Origin of the sequence: Caballeronia sp. SEWSISQ10-4 2, assembly GCF_030464885.1 — a bacterium.
Taxonomy (GTDB): Bacteria; Pseudomonadota; Gammaproteobacteria; order Burkholderiales; family Burkholderiaceae; genus Caballeronia.
This window is the reverse complement of the sequence record NZ_JALPRJ010000045.1, coordinates 1-19,464: the sequence shown is the minus strand read 5'-3', so window position 1 is coordinate 19,464 and position 19,464 is coordinate 1. Positions and strand designations below refer to the sequence as shown.

Sequence of the window (19,464 nt, the reverse complement as noted above, 5' to 3'; positions counted from 1 at the left end):
TCGTTTACCGGTCTGCGACATCAGCGTGTCGAGCAGGTGTTCTTCTGGCGCGGAGCACATGGCAGCGGCACGCATGAGCATGGCTGAAGGTACAAACGCGTTGTTGCCCGATGTCTTCTGATTGAGCGCTGCGCTTTTAGCCAGCGGCTCCGGCAAGCAGCGTGCGGCAATGACGCGCGATCTGCCGTTCTTCCTGCGTTTCGATCACCTCGAATTGAACATCGAGAAATTCAAGTCCCTCGCAAATGCGCTCACGCACAGTCTGTGCATGCTCGCCGATACCCCCGGTGAACACGACCCTGTCGAGACCGCCCATCAACGCGGCATAAGCGCCGATCGTCTTGCGTACCGCGGTGCAGAAGATATCGATGGCGAGCTCTGCATCTGCGTCACTGCGTTGCAGAAGCGTTTGCATGTCGTCGTTCGAATCGGAGAGGCCCTTGAGACCGCTTTCGTGATTGATCAGATGTTCGATCGCATCGGCATCCAGGGAACCGGTCCGCATGAGATACACGAACACGCCGGGGTCGAGGTCGCCGGTGCGGGTTGCCATCGGAATGCCGCCAGTGGGTGTGAGACCCATGGTCGTATCGATGGAGCGGCCATCGCGGATCGCGCAAAGGCTGGCGCCGCTGCCAAGATGCGCGACCACGAGGCGGGAGGGAAGATCGCTGCCGAGCGTTGAGACGATGGACTCGTACGAGAGGCCATGGAAGCCGTATCGAACGAGACCTTCGTCAGCGTAGTGTTTCGGCAGCGCGAGGTGAGTGGCCCGCGTGGGCATGGTCTGGTGGAACGCGGTGTCGAGGCAGGCGTAATGCGGCACGTTGCTAAAGATTTGCTGTGCTTGCTCGAGCAGTTCAAGTGCCTGAGGCAGATGCAACGGTGCGAATGGCACCGCATTGCGCAAGGTCTGCTTGGCCTCGCTTGTGATGAGCGTGTGCGCAGTCAGATGCGGACCGCCGTGCACCACGCGATGACCCACCGCGGCCAGCGGCTGGTCGAGATGCTCGTGCAGCGCGTCCGCCACGCGTTGCAACGCGTCGTGTTGCGACTCCATCACGTGGTTTTGCTTCACATCGACAGCACCGTCCGACGAGCGCATGGTGAGCGAACCATCGTCGCGGCCGATGCCCTTCGCGCTGCCGGTCAGCCACGCGGTTTCGTCGCCGCTGTCCGGCACATACACGCCGAATTTCAGCGACGACGAACCGCTGTTCAGCACCAGGATACCCAGCGTCATGGTCTCAGCCTTTCCATGCCCAGTTGCGGATTTCATCGCGATCGACGCCTTCCGCACGCGCGTAAGCGATGCTGTCGTTGATCTGGTCCTTGAGCCAGTTCTTCGTATGCGCGCCGGTATCGCGAAGCCGCGGCACGCGATCGATCACGTCGATACACAGGGAAAACCGGTCGACCTGATTGATGATCGCCAGCTCGAACGGCGTATTGATGTTGCCGCGTTCGCGATAGCCATGCACGTGCATGTTTTCGTGATTCGTGCGGTTGTACGTGAGCTTGTGAACCAGCGACGGATACGAGTGGAAGTTGAAGATGACCGGTTTCTCACGCGAAAAAATGGAATCGAAATCGCGATTGGACAAGCCGTGCGGATGATCGGTGTCGGGCATCAGCCGGAACAAGTCCACCACGTTCACGAAGCGGATCTTGAGGTCGGGGAAATGTTCCTTCAGGATCTCGACGGCGGCGAGTGATTCCATTGTCGCTATATCGCCGGCGCAAGCCATGACCACGTCCGGTTCGCTGTTCTGGTCTGTCGATGCCCAGTCCCAGATGCCGATACCCTTGGTGCAGTGCGCGAGCGCATGCTCCATGTCCAGGTACTGCAAGTGCGGCTGCTTGTCCGCGACGATCACGTTGATGTAGTCGCGCGAGCGCAGGCAATGATCCATTACGCTCAGCAGGCAGTTGGCATCCGGCGGCAAATAAATGCGCACGACTTCGGGACTTTTGTTCGTGACGACATCGAGAAAGCCCGGGTCCTGGTGCGTAAATCCGTTGTGATCCTGACGCCATACCAGCGAGGTTATCAGCAGGTTCACCGAAGGCACCGGCGCACGCCAGTCGAGTTCTTTCTTCGCTTTTTCCAACCACTTGGCGTGCTGGTTGAACATGGAATCGATCACGTGCACGAACGCTTCATAGGTCGCGAGCAGCCCGTGCCGGCCCGTGAGCACATACCCTTCGAACCAGCCTTCCAGCGTGTGTTCGCTGAGCATTTCCATCACGCGGCCATCAGGCGATAACGCACCGCCGTCGCTGTCTTCCAGCTTGATCTCGGCAATCCAGCGTTTGCCCGATGCGTCATACACGCCATCGAGTTTGTTGCTGGCGGTTTCATCGGGACCGAACAGTTTGAAGGTGCTCATGTTGCGTTTGATGACGTCGCGCAGCCAGCTCGCCAGCACCGCGGTCGGTGATTGATACGTGCTGGCGGGATCGTTGACATCGAACGCGTAGTCGCGAATGTCGGGCAGGTCAAGCGAGCGTCGGAGCCGGCCGCCGTTCGCATGCGGATTGGCGCTGATGCGGCGGTCGCCCTTCGGCGCGATCTCTTTGAGTTCTTCAATCAGCGTGCCGTTTTCGTCGAAGAGTTCTTCGGGCTTGTAGCTGCGCATCCACGCTTCCACGACCTTCAGGCTCTTCGCGCTGGTCACCGGATCGAGCACCGGCACCTGATGTGCGCGCCAGAAATCTTCGACCTTGTGGCCGTCGACTTCCTTCGGGCCGGTCCAGCCTTTCGGCGAACGCAACACGATCATCGGCCAGCGCGGACGTGTGGTGTCACCGCTAGAACGTGCATGAGCCTGAATCGCGCGAATCTCGCCGATACAAGTCTCCAGCGTCGCAGCCATCAGTTGATGCATGACGGCGGGATCGTGGCCCGACACGAAGTGAGGCTTATAACCGTAGCCCGTCATCAATGCTTCAAGTTCTTTTTCGGGAATGCGCGCGAGGATGGTCGGGTTCGCGATCTTGTAGCCGTTCAGATGCAGGATGGGCAGCACCGCGCCGTCCACCACCGGGTTCAGGAACTTGTTCGAATGCCATGAGGTGGCGAGCGGACCGGTCTCGGCTTCGCCGTCGCCGACCATCACAGCCACGATCAGGTCGGGGTTGTCGAACGCCGCGCCGAATCCATGCGAGAGGCTGTAGCCGAGCTCGCCGCCTTCGTGTATCGATCCCGGCGTTTCAGGGGTGCAATGTGAACCAATGCCACCCGGCGATGAAAACGATCGGAACAGGCGCAGCATGCCGGTTTCGTCGGCGCTGCGATCCGGATAGACCTCGGAGTAATAACCTTCCAGGTACGAGTTCGATAAGGTTGCCGGCGCACCATGCCCCGGGCCGGAGATGAACATGACGTTCAGGTCATCCCTCATGATCAGGCGGTTCAGGTGCACCCAGGTGAACGACTGGCCGGGGTCCGATCCCCAATGTCCCAACAAACGGCGCTTGATGTGTTCCGTTTTCAGAGGTTCGCGCAGGAGGGGATTGGCGCGTAGATAGATCATGCCGACCGACAGGTAATTGCAAGCGCGCCAGTACCCGTCGATCTTGCGCAATTCGTCGGGAGAAAGGCGAAGGGAGCTGGAAGGTGCCTGTGTGTCCATGTCGTGTCCGTTGTATCCGTTGGGTGGAAGGGCGGTGTCACTCGATGTGGGTCACTATCACTCGTGGTGAGGCATGCGTGCATTGTGCCGCGTGTGGCGGAATCACGGTCAGCTTCGACCATGACATGGATCAAAGGCAATGCTATGACTTGCCGCCGCGACGCGGAGCCGTTGTATGCAGGAGCGGGTTGAAGCCGGCGGGCGGGGCTGTTTTGCGCGCGGTTTTAGCGGGTCTTTTGCTGCTTCGGCCAGCGGATAACTGGTTGATCAGATCGCCGTCGGCTTCATCTTCAGGGGCTTCATCGGGCTCGTCACGCTCTCCATCACCGATACCACCAATGTGCCCGATCACCGCGAAGAATTCCTTCGATGCATTGCGGATCGTTCGTCCCGGCATCATCGTCATGGCGACCACCTCATGCAGTGACTTGCCGTCGACGGTACGAAGCAGCGGTGTGGTATTCCAGTCGATCGCACTGTCAGCGAAGCCGGTTATGACGCGCTGGAGCACCGCGGGGGAGAGCACGCCGCCGTCATAGAGACCGATCATCGCGGCCTCGGCGGCAGTGAACAATTCATTCGCAGAGGCGGCGCGCTTCGCCATCAGTTTTTAGACGAGGCTTGCGACGGCGTAACGCGCCAGACCGCGTTGCCCACGTCGTCGGCGACCAGTAAAGCGCCTGCATGGTCGAGTGTCACGCCGACCGGGCGACCGCGTGCATCGCCTTCCGGCGACAGGAATCCCGTGAGAATGTCCTCCGGTGGCCCCGACGGTTTGCCGCCGGTGAACGGTACAAAAATCACCTTATAGCCACTGCGCGGCTTGCGATTCCACGAGCCGTGCTGACCGATAAACGCGCCATTGCGATACTTCGCGGGGAACAGGCTGGCAGTGTAGAACGTGAGGCCGAGCGAGGCCGTATGCGAGCCCAACGCATAGTCCGGCGGGATGGCCTTGGCGACCATGTCGGGGTTCTGCGGCTTCACGCGCGTATCGACGTGCTGACCGAAATAACTGTAAGGGAAGCCGTAAAAAGCGCCCTCTTTTACCGATGTCATGTAGTCGGGGACCAAATTGTTACCCAGCTCATCACGCTCGTTGACTACCGTCCATAGTGCACCGGTTTCCGGGTTCCACGACATCCCGTTCGGATTGCGCAAGCCCGACGCGAGGATGCGCGATTTGCCCGTCGCCCGATCGATTTCCATGATCGACGCGCGTCCTTCCTCTGCCTCCATACCGTTCTCAGCAGCGTTGCTATTCGATCCGACCGTGGCATAAAGCAGCTTGCTATCGCGGCTCGCGATCAGGTTCTTGGTCCAGTGATGATCGATAGGTCCTGCCGGCAGATCCGTGAGTTTTTCACCCGGCCCGGTGATGGTCGTGTCGCCTGTGTGGTACTTGAAATGCAGCACCGCGTCCGTGTCCGCCACGTAGAGATCGTCGCCGACCAGCACCATGCCGAAGGGAGAGTGCAGCTTGTCGATAAACACGGAGCGCATGTCGGCTACACCGTCACCACGGCTATCGCGAAGCAGGATGATGCGGTCCGGACTCACCACCCCAGCCCCCGCGCGTTTCTGGAACTGCTTCGCGATCCATCCTTTGACGCCGCCCTTCGAATCGTGCATGGCCGGTGCGTTGCTTTCCGCCACGAGTACGTCGCCGTTAGGCAGCGTGGTGAGCCAGCGCGGGTGATCGAGTCCCTTGGCGAACGCGACTACGCTGAAGCCTGCCGCGGCGGTCGGCATCGCGCCTTCGGGCCAGGGTTTCGCGGGCGCTACGTTGAGCGTGGGAAACAGCGTGGAGTGAGGCGGCGGTAGCGTGGGATTCGGACCGAAGCCCAGCGCGCTGTCGTCTGCTGCGCTTGCGCAACTGGCCAGCAACACGAGGCCGCACAAACCAGCGGTCATTCCTGGGGATTTCAGGCTCGCCATGGGCACTCCATTGAAAGTAAAGCACGCAGGTAGTCGTGTAATCACCCACCGCCAATACTCTCGATTACCTTGCTCGTGCCGCTTCTCGCCGGACACACGTTCTCATCGGTTCCAGGTGTGCCTGGCACCGCTTCGTTACCGGGATGAAGATCGGTGATGTCGGGCATGGCGTTTCCTCGGGCAACCGACTACACGCGGCAACTGAAGCGATGTAGCAAACCGCATTCCACCCATGTATTCCGACATTTATTACGGCTTGCGGCCGAATGCTTCGCGTAATCGCTTCTTGGCGTTATCGAGGGTGGTGCGCCGTGACTTCGGCAAGTTTCGTCCGGCGCGATTGATATAGAAGTTAAGCATCGACATGGCAGATTGAAACGGCGTGCCTTGGCGCCGATTGCTTCGCGTGGACGATTTTTTCAGCGAATCGGCGATCTCTTGCGCACTGCCTTCCTTGAAAATTTCATGCTCGATGTCCATTGCATCGCTCGTTTCCATCACGTGATGTGACCAGCACCTGGGGTTCGAACGTTGCTTCGGTTTTGCTTGTGCGAGTTTTTGACGCGAAGTCTTGCACTTGCCGTTGCTGCTGCTCTTCGATGCGCTCGCCATGTCGTTCCTCCCTGGCTATCGTTCTCAGCTTTCAGCAAAAAGCGGGCCGTCGAGTTTGAAGATGGGCGATACGCGATCCGATAGTTTCACCAAGTCCGAGGGATCATCCAATCACCCTCACGCGGCGATCCGGTCGAACGACGCCGACCCGCCGCGCACGGATTCGAGAATGAGCGCTGCGAGTTGCTGCACCGGTGGCGTCGAGGTGGCCGATGCGCGCACCAGCGAAAGCGGCACCGACGGCAGCGCGGGCAAGCCAATCTCGCGGCCGTCGAACGCGCTCACCGAGGCGGGCAAGCCAAAGCGGGTGCGCACGGTAAGGCCCAGTCCGGCAGCGGCGGCGGCCCACAAACCCGAGAGACTCGGACTCGTAAAAGCCACCCGCCAAGGGATATTCGCGCGATCGAGCGCCGCGGTTGCCGCGCTGAAAAACAGGCAAGCCCGGTCGAACGCGACAAGCGGCAATGGCTCTGCCCTATCAGGATTCCACGGCAGGGTCGATGAACCGATCCAGCACATGGCAGGCGTGGCGATCTGCTCGTGCCGGACGCCGTTTTGAAGCCCGGGCACCGACGCGACTGAATCGTCCCAGACCAGCGCTAGGTCGAGGTCGTTCGTATCGATGCGGCCGAGCAGTTCCGTATTGCGCGCCACCCGCGCCTCGATCCGCACCTTCGGATGCGCGCGCGAGAAACGGCCCAGTATCTCGGGCAGCATGATTTCGCCAAAATCCTCCTGTAGCCCGAGCCTGATCCAGCCTTCGAGGTCGGGGCCGCGCATGGCCACGGCGGCTTCGTCGTTGAGATCGACCAGCCGGCGCGCGAACCGGAGCATGGTTTCGCCGGCTTCGGTCAACGCCAGGTTGCGCCCGGCTTTCTTGAACAGCGGCGCGCCCGATTGCTCCTCCAGCTTCTTGATCTGCGCGCTCACGGCCGACGTCGAGCGCCCGACGCGGTCCGCCGCCTTCGCGAAGCTTCCCAGCTCCATGCCGACCACGAAGGTCCGCAATGACGCGACATCGAAATTGGTTTGCGACATGGTTAATTGTCCTGTTTTATCGAATTATTGTTTCGATATTACTTGATATTCAGGATGATCATAAAACGCGACACTGGGTTCGTCAAAGGCATTCAAGAGAGAAAAAGCATGGAAACTCAATGCGCAGTCCCCTTGCCGGCAACGGCGCGCCGCGAACTGGGCGCTTCCCATCGATGGAAAGTACTGGGCGTCGGCGTGGCGGCGAACGTCAGCTTTTCGGCTGCCGCCGCGGGCATTCCCACGACCGCCGTGTGGCTGCGGGCGGACTATCACCTCGGCAACGCAGCGCTCGGGCTGGCGCTTGGCGCAATGGGGCTGGGCGTCGCGCTGTCGGAATTGCCGTGGGGCGTCGCGACCGACCGCTGGGGCGATCGGCCAATCTTGCTGACAGGATTGACCACCACCGCTGCCGCGCTGCTCGCAATGATGCTGTTCGTCGTGCCGTCGTCCGCGGCTGTCCCCGGCTTGTTGTGGCTGGTGATGTCGATGTGCCTGGTCGGTCTGGTTGGCGGAAGCGTGAACGGATCGAGCGGGCGCGCGGTCATGCGCTGGTTTCAGGAAGGCGAGCGCGGCCTCGCGATGAGCATCCGGCAGACCGCCGTGCCGCTGGGCGGCGGCCTGGGTGCGTTGATCCTGCCCTGGCTTGCGTCCACGGGTGGGTTTCGCCCCGTCTATGGGGTTCTGGCGACCATGTGCGCGGTGTCGGGTCTGCTCGCGTGGCACTGGCTGCACGAGCCGCCGGAGGCGCCCGTTGCGGCTCATGCCGGTCCGCGGGTTCCGGACGCGCCCGCAGTCGGTCCGCTGCGTGACCGGATGATCTGGCGCGTTGTGCTGGGCATCGCCACCCTGGGCATTCCGCAGTTCGCGGTGCTGAGTTTCGCCACGGTGTTCCTGCATGACTTCGGGCATGTGGGTATAGCGGGCATCACCGCGACGATGGTCGCCGTCCAGCTCGGCGCGATGGTCATGCGCGTAGGGAGCGGCCGATTCACCGACAAGCGTGGCAACCGTCGTGCTTATCTGCGCGGCTCGACGCTGGTCGCGGTCGCTTCATTCGTGGTGCTGGCGGCCGCAGTGGGCGGGGGTCATCGGTTACCTGAAGCATGGCTTATTTCGATCGTCGTTTTCGCCGGGATCTGCGTGTCCGCGTGGCATGGCGTGGCCTACACCGAACTCGCGACGATGGCCGGCAAGGAGCGCGCGGGCACGGCGCTCGGAATGGCGAATACGGCCGTGTATTTCGGCTTTTTCCTGACACCGCTGTGCATTCCACATCTGCTCGCGATCGGGTCTTGGGGCACCGTCTGGCTCGTTGCTGCGGGTTGCGCGCTGTTTGCTTATCCGCTGTTTCCGAAGCCGGCGGCGCGGGTTGTGTAATCAGGGAGAGGGTGGTTTATCGTGTCCTCCTGCCTTTGTTGGTTCCCATAGCCGGCGATACGGATTGAACCATTCGCTGGCATCTTTCAACGCCGCGGCGGCGAGCCGGCAAGGACGTCGTTGCGCGTCGCGGTCGCGCACGATCAGTCCGGCATGCTCGAGCACCCTAAGATGTTTGGACACGGCAGGGAGCGTCATGTCGAACGGCTCGGCAAGTTCCGACACCGATGCCTCGCCTCGGGCAAGCCGCGCCAGGATGGCGCGCCGGGTCGGATCGGCGAGTGCCGCGAAAGTCGAGTCGAGGAGGTCGGAAGTCACCCGGGTACCTTGCGGTTCGTTGGATCCGTTAGTGCGTTGGTTGGTGCGTTAACCACTAGGTATGGTCGAAACAGACAACCGTGATGTCAAGGTACGGAAGGGGAGGAAAGCCGTACGCGTCTGAGGTGCGTGGGGTATTCGTCTACAAGCTAAAGCCTGTATTTTACAAATACAATTTGTAGCCTGTATTTGTGAAACACAAATTAAGAGCAGTAGATTGACGCGCTACGGCCTGCGCATGGATGAACCCGGGGAAGGTCCTGAAGAAACCGTGGGCAAAAGTCCGGTGGTGGGCGGCCCGGCTCGATCCAAAAAGATTCGCGCTCAAGCAGAGAAAACGGCTTGCCGCTACTATCCTGAAGATGAAAAATCTGCCAGCCCGCGCGTCTCGGACGCTTTCAAACCCTCTCTATGATTTCGTCGAACGGCATCCGCGGCTGTTCGTTTTGTCCGGTGCGGGAATTAGTACGGAATCCGGAATACCTTGCTACCGGGACACCGAAGGGCAGCGGACCGGCCGTGCACCCATCCTGCTGAAAGACTTCATGGGTTCAGAGTTTGCGCGCAAACGATATTGGGCACGCAGCATGATCGGCTGGCCGCTGGTTGCCGGTGCCGCGCCGAATGCTGCGCATGTCGCGGTGGCACGACTCGAGCGCCTGGGCATATTCGAGCGGCTCGTCACGCAGAACGTCGATGGACTGCATACGAGCGCGGGCAATACGGACGTGATCGAATTACACGGCAATATCGGCCGGGTGCGCTGCATGGAGTGCGGCAACGAGACAACCCGCGCGGCTCTTCAGCAAACGCTTATCGCCGATAACCCGAGCTTCGTCGGCCTGGCCGCGCTGCCGGTGGCGGACGGTGACGCGCAACTCGAAGATTACGACTTCAACGCTTTCCACGCGCCGTCCTGCACGCGTTGTGGTGGTCTGCTCAAGCCGGACGTGGTGTTCTTCGGCGAGGGTGTGCCGCGGACCCGCGTGGACGCGGCGGCGGCCGCGCTCGATCAGGCCGATGCAATGCTCGTGCTCGGATCGTCACTGATGGTGTATTCGGGTTTTCGCTTTTGCGAGTGGGCCGCACGCGCCGGCAAGCCGATCGCGGCGGTCAATCTCGGGCGGACGCGGGCCGACGCGCTGTTGCAATTGAAAGTAGAAGCGCCGTGCGGGCCGACGCTCGATGCACTCGCGAACGAACTGGAGCTGGAACGAGAGGCTTAGCTGTCGAGTTCCTGCTCGCGTCTCACCCGGGCTTCCTCTTCAAGCCGGATATCCTCGATTTCCTGCATCACGCTTTCAAGATCCACTGGCGTGGTGTCGACTTCGACGTGACCCGTGAGTTTTGTATCGACGGTAAGCAGACCCGCTTCATACAGCGCCCACATTTCCTTGCCGTAGCTCGCCTTCAGCAACTCGGGCGCGAACTGGCCGAAGTAGGTCGCGAGATTATCGACGTCACGTTGCAGCATGGACGCCGCTTCGTTATTGCCGGCAGCATCAACCGCCTGCGGCAAGTCGATGATGACCGGACCGTCGGCGGCCAGCAGGATGTTGTACTCGGACAGGTCGCCGTGAATCATGCCGGCGCACAACATGCGCACGACCTGACTCAGGAGCAGTTCATGCAACTCGAGCGCGCGCGCGTGGCTCATGTCCACGTCGTTCAGACGCGGCGCGACATCGCCTGCGGCATCTACCACCAGTTCCATCAGCAACACGCCATCCGTGCAGATGTACGGTTGCGGTACACGCACACCGGCGTTGGCGAGCCGGAACAGCGCATCGACTTCGGCGTTCTGCCACGCTTCTTCCTGCATCTGGCGGCCGTAGCGCGTGCCTTTTTCCATCGCGCGCGCTTGCCGGCTGTTTTTCACCGTGCGGCCTTCGCGGTATGAAGCCGCTTGCCGGAAGCTGCGCTGCTTCGCGTCTTTATAGACCTTCGCGCAACGCGTGGAATCGCCACTGCGCACGACATAGACGGTCGCTTCCTTGCCGCTCATCAACTGGCCGATCACTTCGTCGATCAGGCCTTCTTCCAGCAGTGGCAGCAGTCTTTTGGGCGTTTTCATACGGCCACCGCATAGGGGATGACTTCGCGGAAGCCGCAAAGGGGGTGGCAAGCGTGGAGGAGGCAGGAAATTGGAATCATGGCGGATTATAAAGGCAACGCGGATTTGCCCGGGCGGAAGCGCCTGTACGCTCAAGCGACCATCGCGATCGACTTGCTGAAGAAGGCGACTTTGCGCCGGTCGCCGATGCGCGCTACCTCGTATCGTTACATGCCGGATTCGTTGGTCTTAACCGCGTATTCGTTTCGAATACAGCCTGTGCGGGATTAGAGCGGCACTGCGTAAATGGCGGGCTTCAGGCGGCGGTCTTTTCACGACGGGCCTAATGATCGCCGCCTCGTTCGCATAGGGATAGAAAAGCGAATTTCCAAAGTATTTCCATGCGAATTTCTATTGATTCGTGCGAGCTGGTCATCTCGGATCGCATGCAGGAAACTCCGCCGTCGCCCCCTTTGCAGCATTGAAAATCCGGGCCAACGACCGCGTCAGAGTAGACCAAAAAAATGCTTCTATTTTGATACACGTCGTCTAAAGACGAAGAGCAGTATTTGTCTAATCAATCCCTTATTACAGTAGGTCGTCATGACAATTCAACCCTTTCAGGCTCTTTAATTAGGATTTATTAGTTAGACAATATTCTGAATTACCGATTAATAATCAGACGTTACAACGTGTTACGTCTTTTTTACTGTCTCAAAACGTTTCGTCTGTGTAACATTCATTCCGGCAAGTAGGGCAGAACTATGTTCTTTTAGTTGCGGTGTTTTGGCGTTGCATGTAAGCGACCCCGCAAGTCCTTCCTCCTGATTCAATCGTTGCCGAGTTCCTCCAGGGCGCTTGGGGGAGAAGGTTTGCCCGGTTCAAGTCCATCGCTACGATCAGGCAGCCACTCAAATGAAATCACACCCTTTACTCAGTTATTCAATTTATTCAGTTGTGCTGGCGTTGGCGGCCTGCGGCGGCGGTGGATCCGGGGACCCCGCCAGCTCGGGTTCCACCGCGGCAACCAGCGGCGGCACAAGCACGACTTCGAGCACGACGTCCGGCTCCACCAGCAGCGGCACAACGGCAGGTACAACAACAGGCACCACGGGTTCGACAGCAGCAGCGAGCCCTGCGGTAGCCGTTTCACCCTCCACGGTGGCGACCGCGGCATTACGCATGGCGTGCGCTTCCCCGGTCACCGCCGCGAGCTCGTCGTCGAGCGGCGTCATCACAGTCGATACCCCGAGCACCGACGGCACCCGCATGTTCGCCTCGGGCAGCACGTTCCCGCTTGCGATTACCGCCAGCCCTTCGAGCGCCGATACGCTCGCGTGGGCCGTCAACGACAGCCTCGGCAACACGGTTGCCAGCGGCAGTTTCCCCGCGCCAGCCGGGGCGAGCACGACGACCCTCAGCTGTACATCGACGGTGGCGGGTTACTTCGCGGTATCCGCGACGCTTGCCAAGGCCGGCGGCAGCGTGCAGACAGCCGGCACGCGCCCGACCGGCTTTGCGACCTTTGGCGTCCTGCCCAACGTGACATCGAGCGTGCCCACACCGACCTATGCGCATCAGGAGCAGCATCGTTTCGGCATGCAGGGTTTCAACGGCTGGACCGCGATGCTCAACGCGCTTGGCATCAGCTCGACCATCGACGACCGTGAGCTGTCCACGACGGAGCCGAACGGACCGAACACCTGGACGGCGACGGCAACGACCACCGACACGGGTTATTCGTCCGGCCAGATCATGCGGCTGGTGCGGCTCGACGGCATTCCCGGATGGGACAGCCCGACGGGCGCGACCACCGACAGTGCCTATCTGCCGACGAATCAGGCGGGTTACCAGACGTACATGGGCCAGGTCGGTGCGGAAACCGAAGCGATGCGTCAGAAATACCTGCCCGCGATGGCGAACAATTACTACCAGGTGACCTGGGAGCCGGACCAGACCTGGCTGGATACCAACGCAAATTTCGTTCAGCTGTACAAGCTGGTGCATACAGGCTTGCACGCCACTGATCCGAACGCGGTTGTCATGGGTCCCACCGGCGCTTTTCCGTCGCTGACCACGGCGCGCCTCAAGACAATGGCATCGCTCGGTCTGGCCCAGTACGTTGATGGCATCGCGACGCATGGTTACTACGATGCAGGCACGTCGCCGTCACATCCGCCGGAGCGTCTAGCGACCGATCCGAGTGCCGCCAACGCCGCGAACGCGCTGATGAACGAGATGCGCAACCTGCGCCAGGAAATGCAGGCGGATTATAAGTCGGGCATGAAGCTGTTCGTGACGGAAACGGGTATCAGCTATGACCTTGGCACGTCGTACGGTCCCAACTATCCGACGTCGAACGTCCTGTTCGCGCAGGGCGCCGTGGTGGCACGGACGCACATCATCCTGCTGGGCGAAGGGGCCGACCAGACCTATGTGTTCTACGGCGCCGACTATCCGGGCGAGCCGGGTTACGGCACTTTCTTCGATCTGAGCGATGCGCAAGGCGCCTTCGGCGCGACCAACGTGAGCCCGAAGCCCTCGGCGCTGGCGGTAGCGGCCATGACGCGCGTGCTCGACGGAACGACCACGCTCGGCCCCGTGAACGGCACGCCCTCGGGTGTCTATGCTTACGCATTTCAGCAACGCGGCACGGGTGTTCCGATCACGGCACTCTGGACCCACAACAACGCTGTGTGGAGCGCGAGCACCGGCTTCAGTCAGACCTATAGCATCAGCTATAACCTCACGGTCGACGCTGCGGGAACGAGCGGCACGGTGCAAGTGCTGGACTGGATGGGCAACGCTTCGACGGTGGCCTACAGCAACGGCGTCGTGACGCTGAACCTGACCGAGATGCCGATGTACGTGATCTCGAAGAATGCGAGCGTCACGCAATCGAACTCGACGGTGCCGCTGGGGTATCTGGGTACCTGAGGTTTCGTGGTGTCCTGAATGAAAAAACGCGGCAGCGAGGTCGACTCGCTGCCGCGTTTTTCATGGGTGCTCCGATTTCAGCTTCCGAGTGCCGGGTCCGACATGCTGCTCTTGCCTGTTTCCACGTGTCCTGCGAGACGCCGCTTGAACGTGCTGTCCGAGTCGATGGTGATGCTCAGGTCGTACCAGCCATACGACGTGCGCAAGTCGAGATCAAGGTTTTCAGTATCGCCGCCTCGCACCTGGCGCGTGATGACCGTGCCGGGCGTGTAAGCGTTCGACACGCTGAATGTGCAGCGCGACGTGCCCAGGTTCTTCAACCGCACTTGCAGGTTGCCGTTGGCGACGTCGTAACCCTCGACCACTTCCGGCAGCGCCTGCTTGTCGTTCCACCAGTGCTGCTGGACGGCTTTACCGGTAAAGCGGCGCAGGAAGCCGTTCGGACCGTACACGATGAAGTCGTACGTATTGGTCGCGCTCAGCGGGAATTGATCGTGCAGGCGTTTGCCGGCTTCGACCGTGTAGCAGCTCGGCGCAGTCGTGCTATTGGCTGTGTACACGAGGAAGGTCGCGCCGGCATCGCCCGTGTTGATGAAGTCGAAGATGACCCCGTTGCCCGAATTCGTGTGCGCGTGAACGAAGAATTCATAAGGCAGCGCACGGGCAGGGCGCACGCCGGGTTCCTGCTTCGGCAGGGCATGGACCGCAGGCGGCACCGGCACATAGTCAGGATGACGAATCTGCTGCGTCGGAGCGTAACCGGTCGTATCCGGCAAGGTCGGAACCGCCGCATTCGGGTTCTTGAAATTGAACGCGGAGGTCAGGTCGCCGCAGATCGCCCGACGCCACGGCGTGATGTTGGACTCGGTAACGTTTGCCCCCGAGCCGAAACGCTTTTCGATAAATTGGATCACCGAGGTGTGGTCGAAGAGTTCCGAGCACACGTAACCGCCTTTCGACCAGGGAGAGACCACCAGCATCGGCACGCGGGTTCCGAGACCGTACGGGCCTGCCTGATAGCTGCTGCTGCCCGGGAAGATTTCATTGACGGTGCTGACCGTTGATTTCCCGTTAGCGGCAGACGACGGCGGGAACGGCGGCACGACGTGATCGAAGAAACCATCGTTTTCGTCGTAGTTGATCAGCAGTACCGTCTTGCTCCATACAGCCGGATTCGAAGTGAGGATCTGCAGCACCTGATCGACGTACCACGCGCCGTAGTTGGCCGGCCAGTTCGGATGTTCGGAGAACGCTTCGGGCGCGACGATCCACGAGACCTGCGGCAGCGCGTTGTTCTGCACGTCGCGTTTGAGGATGTCGAAATAACCGTCGCCAGCCGCGGCGTTCGTGCCGGTGCGCGCCTTGTCATACAGCGGATTGCCGGGCTGCGCATTGCGATACTGATTCAGATACAGCAGCGCGTTGTCGCCAAAATTGCCGATGTACGCGTCGCTGGTCCAGCCCCACGAGCCGTTTGCGTCGAGCCCGGTGCCGACGTCCTGATAGATCTTCCACGAAATGCCCGCGCTTTCGAGCACTTCCGGGTACGACGACCAGCTGTAGCCAACCTCGGCGTTGTCGATTACTGGGCCGCCGCCGTTGCCGTCGTTGCCCACCCAGCCGGTCCACATGTAATAGCGGTTCGGGTCCGTCGATGAGTTGATCGAGCAGTGGTACGCGTCGCAAATGGTGAAGGCGTCGGCGAGCTGGTAGTGGAACGGAATGTCCTGGCGGGTGAAATACGCCATCGTGGTCGTGCCTTTGTACGGCACCCACTGATCGTAACGGCCCTGGTCGTAAGCACCTTTGCCCGTGGTCCAGTCGTGCGGCAGATCCTGGATGAACTGATCGCCGAGATCGGGCGCGCTGGGATGGAACGGCAGCAGCTCGCCGAGTCCTGCAGCAATGGGCTGATTGAAGACCGGCTGGCCGTTCGGAAGCTGCACGGCGCGGGTATCGCCAAAACCACGCACGCCCTGGAGCGTGCCGAAGTAATGATCGAAGGAGCGGTTTTCCTGCATCAGCACGACGATGTGCTCGACGTCCTTGATACTGCCGTGCTGGTTGTTCGCGGGTATCGCGAGTGCGTTGCGGATGCCAGCCGGCACGATGCCAAGTGCGGTGGCGGAACCGGCGGCCTGTGCGGCAGCCCTGAGAAAGTCACGTCGGCTTTTTAAGGTCATGGGTCTTTGTCGGTCGTGGGGGGAAAGCTTGATCAGGCTTGCCGGTCGCTTTCGAGTCATTCAGCCGCGTGTATGACAGGCGGCAACAGGGGATCGGAAGCGGCGGCGGGCGGGGTTTCTTGCGTGAGACTGGACGTCGATCTTGCCGGCTGGGTTTGCTGCAAGGCCCAGCGTTGGATGTCCGATGATCCCGGTGAAGCGGACGCATCGGTTTGCTGCATGGAAGAGGGCGATGAAGAGGCTACGGACTGTGAAGACGTGGATGCCGCGGGCTGGTCGTTGTCACCGCACGCGGCTAGCATCGTGCACGCGAGCACCGCGCCGCACATCCAGTCGATACTGATTAGTCTGCTGAGCATAGCGTCCTCTGGACGGTTTGCGAGTCGACGCCACGCGCATGCGGATGGTGTCGGGAAAGGGCAACCCAGAGGATAGAAATTACACGTGTAGGATTTATTAAATAAAGAAAATAACTTCGCGAACGTAATGGATAGGTAATAAGTAAGCGAAATGAATCTATGGATAAAGACGCCGGTCACGGACGCCAATGCTGGTGAATATGAAAAATTCGTTAAAGCTTACGATTTACGTGCCGTAAAGGAGAAGGTTATGGCGGCTGATTGACTGCCATCAGATGTCCCGCAACGGCGACTCCTGCATGCTCGATCAAGGAACGCCGGCTGGACCATAAAAACATTGTTGTGGTCCGGTCGCGTTAGTTCGTGCTTTCAGTGCGTTTCTCTCCAGCCGGACGACACAGGAGAACACGATGTTCACCGATACGGCGCAGCGGGTCTTGCAACTGAGCGACTATGCCGGGCGCCTTGCCGCCGCACGTGACCGGAGCTACGGGCTCGCGCGCGACGTCGAGAAGTCGCAGGCTGCGCTGAATGTAGTGGCGCAGGATCCCGCAAGCGATGCCGCCCTCTGCCAGTACGCGGCCGACGCCCTGGAATCGTTGTGCGAGAACCTGGTGCGGCTGTGCGCGCTAACCGATCAGGCGTCGGCGAATGCCGGCGCGCTCGCCGCCTTGCCCGTGAAATTTTTCTCCGATAACGACGGCGCTGCCGCTGAGCTCGACGCCGCGGTGTCGTCGCTCGCCGACGCAACCTCGACCGCCGAAGCCCAGCTTGCCGAGCTCGCCCAGGTCGTAGCGGAGGCGTGCGGGGCCGTTGATGAAATGCGGCGGCCTGCTCAAATCGGGTAAACCCCAGACAAACAATTTTGACACGGTAGCATCCGGGTATACGCGAGACGGAAACACGCTTCGCGGGCGTCTCCCCGCACTGCGCTCTTCCGGCGATCCCGGTTCGAACGTTTTGCCAGACGCATAAAACAGGAGGGTTCGCCGCAGCGAACTCGTCGTATCGGGGTCGGCCACAAGCCGCTACCGACACTTGCCTCGGGTATTACACATGTCCATTGCAGCATCCCTATGCTCCCTCGCGCGAGGTTTTCACCGTGCGCGTTTCAACCGGCCTGCGACCTGTCGCGCCGCCTCCCCTTCGTCTCGTCTACTGACCCGTCTGCTCGGTTCCGATCCGGGCCTTCTGCGTTTTCACACCGCGCTTCGCAGTGCGATTGCCTGCTTGCTCACAGGTGTGGTGACGATCGGCTGGGCGGTTCAGGCGCATCGCCCGCCCACGCTGGCCGCGTTCGCGTTGCTGTTCGCGATGGTCGCGCCGCTGTTTCTCCGCGATGCCACGCCGCGTAGCTGGTTCCGCTCGCTTGCGGTTATCTATGGCACGGGGTGTGCGTGTTTCATCGCGGCGAGCGCGCTTGCCGCGTGGCCGCTCGCAGCCGACGCTGCGTTCCTTGCCGTGTTGTTCGCGGCGATGCTGGTCCAGGCATGCGGGCCGCGAGCGCTCGGCGGCGCGATGACGGGGGTCGTTGCGTTCTACCTTGGGCTTTATCTGCATCCGACGCTCGCGCATGGCTTCGCGATGCTTGGTTTATCGATGATCGCCCTCGTGATTGTGGCGTTCACTGGCCGCGTACTCGTGCCGACGCGACCCGACGCTACGTTGCGACGCGCACTGACTGCCGTGATGCAGCGTGCCGCGACGGTGCTTGCCGATCGTCGCGCCGATGAGCCCGAGGCCATTCGTCATTTGTCGCTGTTGAACGAAGCTGCGCTGGCTGTCGAAGAGCAGCTTGGACTGCTCGATCTCCCGGACGTGCAGCGACTGCGCGCGTACCTGATCGATGTCGAGGTCGCGGCGGGCCGACGTGCTGTCGATTCCAGCCGGCTTGATCGAAGCGATGTCCGTTTGCGGATCGCACTAAGGCGCTTGTCGCGTGCAGGCCGTGACGCGGTGGCTTCGACCGCACGCGCAGCGAAGACTGGCGTGAAGCGGCCCGTCGGCGCTGCGCCGGCATGGCGCGATGCCCTCGCGTGGCTGCCTGCTTGCCGGGCGACGACGGCCGCGCTGATCGCCATGCTGATCGGTCATTCGGTGTCGCCGGAGCGCTGGTTTTGGGCTGTCATCACCACGTTCGTGGTGTTCCTCGGCACGCGGTCCCGGGGCGACACGATCCGCAAGACCGGCGAGCGCGTGCTTGGCACGCTCGCCGGCGTGGCAGTCAGCGCGGTGCTCATGGGAGCGCTTCATGGCATGCCGTGGCTGCTTGTCGCCGCGATGGCCGCGTGCGTGTTTGGCTGGGCGTACTTCATCCTGACGTCGTATGGACAGGGTGTGTTTTTCATCACGGTGCTGGTCGGGCTGGTCTATGGCGAGTTGGGCTTTGCGATCGGACCGCTGATTGAAATGCGCGTGGAGGAAGTGTTTGTGGGCTGCGTGGTGTCGATTGCCGTGGCTGTGTCGATGATGCCGCTGCGCACATCTCGTCACGTCGATACCAAGGTGACCAGCGTGCTCGATGCCCTCGATGAAGTCTTGCGTGTATGCAATACGAGCGCTGAAGCCATGCATCCGCTCACGGCGATCCGCGAGCTCGACCGGCGCTGGCACGAGTTGCGAATCGCATTGCGGCCGCTGCAGACGCAGCGTGTGTTCGCGTGGAATACGCAGGTGGAACTGGCGGTCGGGCCGTTGTTTGCCTGCGTGCAGGCAGCGCGTGAATTGGCACGGGAGACCGCGCGCGGCGCGGCGACCGATGAAGCTCGCGCGCGCCTGGCCGGAGCGCTGGCGTTGTTCGCGCCACGGTCCGGGCGCAACACTATGGAACCTGACGCGGCAGTCGCGGGAGGACTTGTCGGGGCCCGTTAGTTTTTTCGTTCGCACTCGGTCGGGGGGTGCTGGCGCTCGTGGGACTGGGTTAATGCTGGGTTGCTGCTTTCTGCGTCTGCGGTCGTTATGTCTTAGCTGTTCTCTTTATCACTATTAGCCATTGTGCGTGGCGGCACTTCATT

Annotated in this window: 18 protein-coding genes; 6 read left to right on the top strand and 12 right to left on the bottom strand. The window is 61.1% G+C overall.

Annotated features, from left to right (window positions below):
* Nucleotides 1-136 precede the first annotated feature (136 nt).
* The 7 genes from M0D69_RS27080 to M0D69_RS27050 all read right to left on the bottom strand — a co-directional run bounded on the left by M0D69_RS27080 (nt 137) and on the right by M0D69_RS27050 (nt 7,223).
* Nucleotides 137-1,279 carry an acetate/propionate family kinase gene (locus M0D69_RS27080; RefSeq protein ID WP_301784946.1) on the bottom strand — a complete coding sequence of 381 codons (1,143 nt, stop codon included), beginning with the start codon at nt 1,277-1,279 and terminating at the stop codon, nt 137-139.
* Nucleotides 1,248-3,635, bottom strand: a complete 2,388-nt coding sequence (locus M0D69_RS27075; protein ID WP_301784945.1) for a phosphoketolase — start codon at nt 3,633-3,635, stop codon at nt 1,248-1,250. Before M0D69_RS27075 ends, M0D69_RS27080 begins: the two co-directional genes overlap by 32 nt.
* A gap of 142 nt (nt 3,636-3,777) precedes the next feature.
* The gene (locus M0D69_RS27070) at nt 3,778-4,239 is read right to left on the bottom strand and encodes a hypothetical protein (RefSeq protein ID WP_301784944.1); all 462 of its coding nucleotides are present in this window, start codon (nt 4,237-4,239) and stop codon (nt 3,778-3,780) included.
* Nucleotides 4,239-5,573: a sorbosone dehydrogenase family protein gene (locus tag M0D69_RS27065; protein ID WP_301784943.1), complete on the bottom strand. Its 1,335-nt coding sequence runs from the start codon at nt 5,571-5,573 to the stop codon at nt 4,239-4,241. The genes M0D69_RS27070 and M0D69_RS27065 overlap by 1 nt, the downstream gene beginning before the upstream one ends.
* A 41-nt stretch (nt 5,574-5,614) precedes the next feature.
* On the bottom strand, nt 5,615-5,740 hold the full coding sequence (locus M0D69_RS27060; RefSeq protein ID WP_301784942.1) for a hypothetical protein: 126 nt from the start codon (nt 5,738-5,740) through the stop codon (nt 5,615-5,617).
* An 82-nt stretch (nt 5,741-5,822) separates the two neighbouring features.
* Nucleotides 5,823-6,185: a DUF3175 domain-containing protein gene (locus M0D69_RS27055; RefSeq protein WP_301784941.1), complete on the bottom strand. Its 363-nt coding sequence runs from the start codon at nt 6,183-6,185 to the stop codon at nt 5,823-5,825.
* A gap of 117 nt (nt 6,186-6,302) precedes the next feature.
* Nucleotides 6,303-7,223: a LysR substrate-binding domain-containing protein gene (locus tag M0D69_RS27050; RefSeq protein ID WP_301784940.1), complete on the bottom strand. Its 921-nt coding sequence runs from the start codon at nt 7,221-7,223 to the stop codon at nt 6,303-6,305.
* A gap of 108 nt (nt 7,224-7,331) precedes the next feature.
* Between M0D69_RS27050 and M0D69_RS27045 the strand changes: the two genes are divergently transcribed.
* Nucleotides 7,332-8,600, top strand: coding sequence for an MFS transporter (locus tag M0D69_RS27045; protein ID WP_301784939.1), 1,269 nt, complete (start codon nt 7,332-7,334; stop codon nt 8,598-8,600).
* On the opposite strand, the gene M0D69_RS27040 is transcribed toward M0D69_RS27045, so the two are convergent.
* Nucleotides 8,601-8,918 (bottom strand): helix-turn-helix transcriptional regulator, encoded by a 318-nt coding sequence (locus M0D69_RS27040; RefSeq protein WP_301784938.1) that lies wholly within the window; start codon nt 8,916-8,918, stop codon nt 8,601-8,603.
* Between the two features lie 217 nt (nt 8,919-9,135).
* Here M0D69_RS27040 and M0D69_RS27035 point away from each other — a divergent pair, with 217 nt between their 5' ends.
* Nucleotides 9,136-9,333 (top strand): hypothetical protein, encoded by a 198-nt coding sequence (locus M0D69_RS27035; protein WP_301784986.1) that lies wholly within the window; start codon nt 9,136-9,138, stop codon nt 9,331-9,333.
* Nucleotides 9,281-10,144: an NAD-dependent protein deacetylase gene (locus tag M0D69_RS27030; protein ID WP_301784937.1), complete on the top strand. Its 864-nt coding sequence runs from the start codon at nt 9,281-9,283 to the stop codon at nt 10,142-10,144. The genes M0D69_RS27035 and M0D69_RS27030 overlap by 53 nt, the downstream gene beginning before the upstream one ends.
* On the opposite strand, the gene M0D69_RS27025 is transcribed toward M0D69_RS27030, so the two are convergent.
* Nucleotides 10,141-10,992: a PA4780 family RIO1-like protein kinase gene (locus tag M0D69_RS27025; RefSeq protein ID WP_047846040.1), complete on the bottom strand. Its 852-nt coding sequence runs from the start codon at nt 10,990-10,992 to the stop codon at nt 10,141-10,143. The genes M0D69_RS27030 and M0D69_RS27025 overlap by 4 nt on opposite strands.
* A 926-nt stretch (nt 10,993-11,918) precedes the next feature.
* Complete coding sequence (locus tag M0D69_RS27020; RefSeq protein WP_301784936.1) at nt 11,919-12,242, bottom strand: hypothetical protein; 324 nt, start codon at nt 12,240-12,242, stop codon at nt 11,919-11,921.
* Here M0D69_RS27020 and M0D69_RS27015 point away from each other — a divergent pair.
* Nucleotides 12,241-13,908, top strand: a complete 1,668-nt coding sequence (locus M0D69_RS27015; protein WP_301784935.1) for a hypothetical protein — start codon at nt 12,241-12,243, stop codon at nt 13,906-13,908. The two genes, M0D69_RS27020 and M0D69_RS27015, sit on opposite strands and share 2 nt — an antisense overlap.
* Before the next feature lie 77 nt (nt 13,909-13,985).
* Here the strand turns inward: M0D69_RS27015 and M0D69_RS27010 are convergent, their stop codons facing one another.
* On the bottom strand, nt 13,986-16,091 hold the full coding sequence (locus tag M0D69_RS27010; protein WP_301784934.1) for a phosphocholine-specific phospholipase C: 2,106 nt from the start codon (nt 16,089-16,091) through the stop codon (nt 13,986-13,988).
* Between the two features lie 56 nt (nt 16,092-16,147).
* Nucleotides 16,148-16,450: a hypothetical protein gene (locus M0D69_RS27005; protein ID WP_301784933.1), complete on the bottom strand. Its 303-nt coding sequence runs from the start codon at nt 16,448-16,450 to the stop codon at nt 16,148-16,150.
* A gap of 410 nt (nt 16,451-16,860) precedes the next feature.
* On the opposite strand from M0D69_RS27005, the gene M0D69_RS27000 reads away from it, so the two are divergent.
* Nucleotides 16,861-17,298 carry a hypothetical protein gene (locus tag M0D69_RS27000; protein ID WP_301784932.1) on the top strand — a complete coding sequence of 146 codons (438 nt, stop codon included), beginning with the start codon at nt 16,861-16,863 and terminating at the stop codon, nt 17,296-17,298.
* A gap of 382 nt (nt 17,299-17,680) precedes the next feature.
* Nucleotides 17,681-19,321: an FUSC family protein gene (locus M0D69_RS26995; protein WP_301784931.1), complete on the top strand. Its 1,641-nt coding sequence runs from the start codon at nt 17,681-17,683 to the stop codon at nt 19,319-19,321.
* Nucleotides 19,322-19,464: the final 143 nt, after the last annotated feature.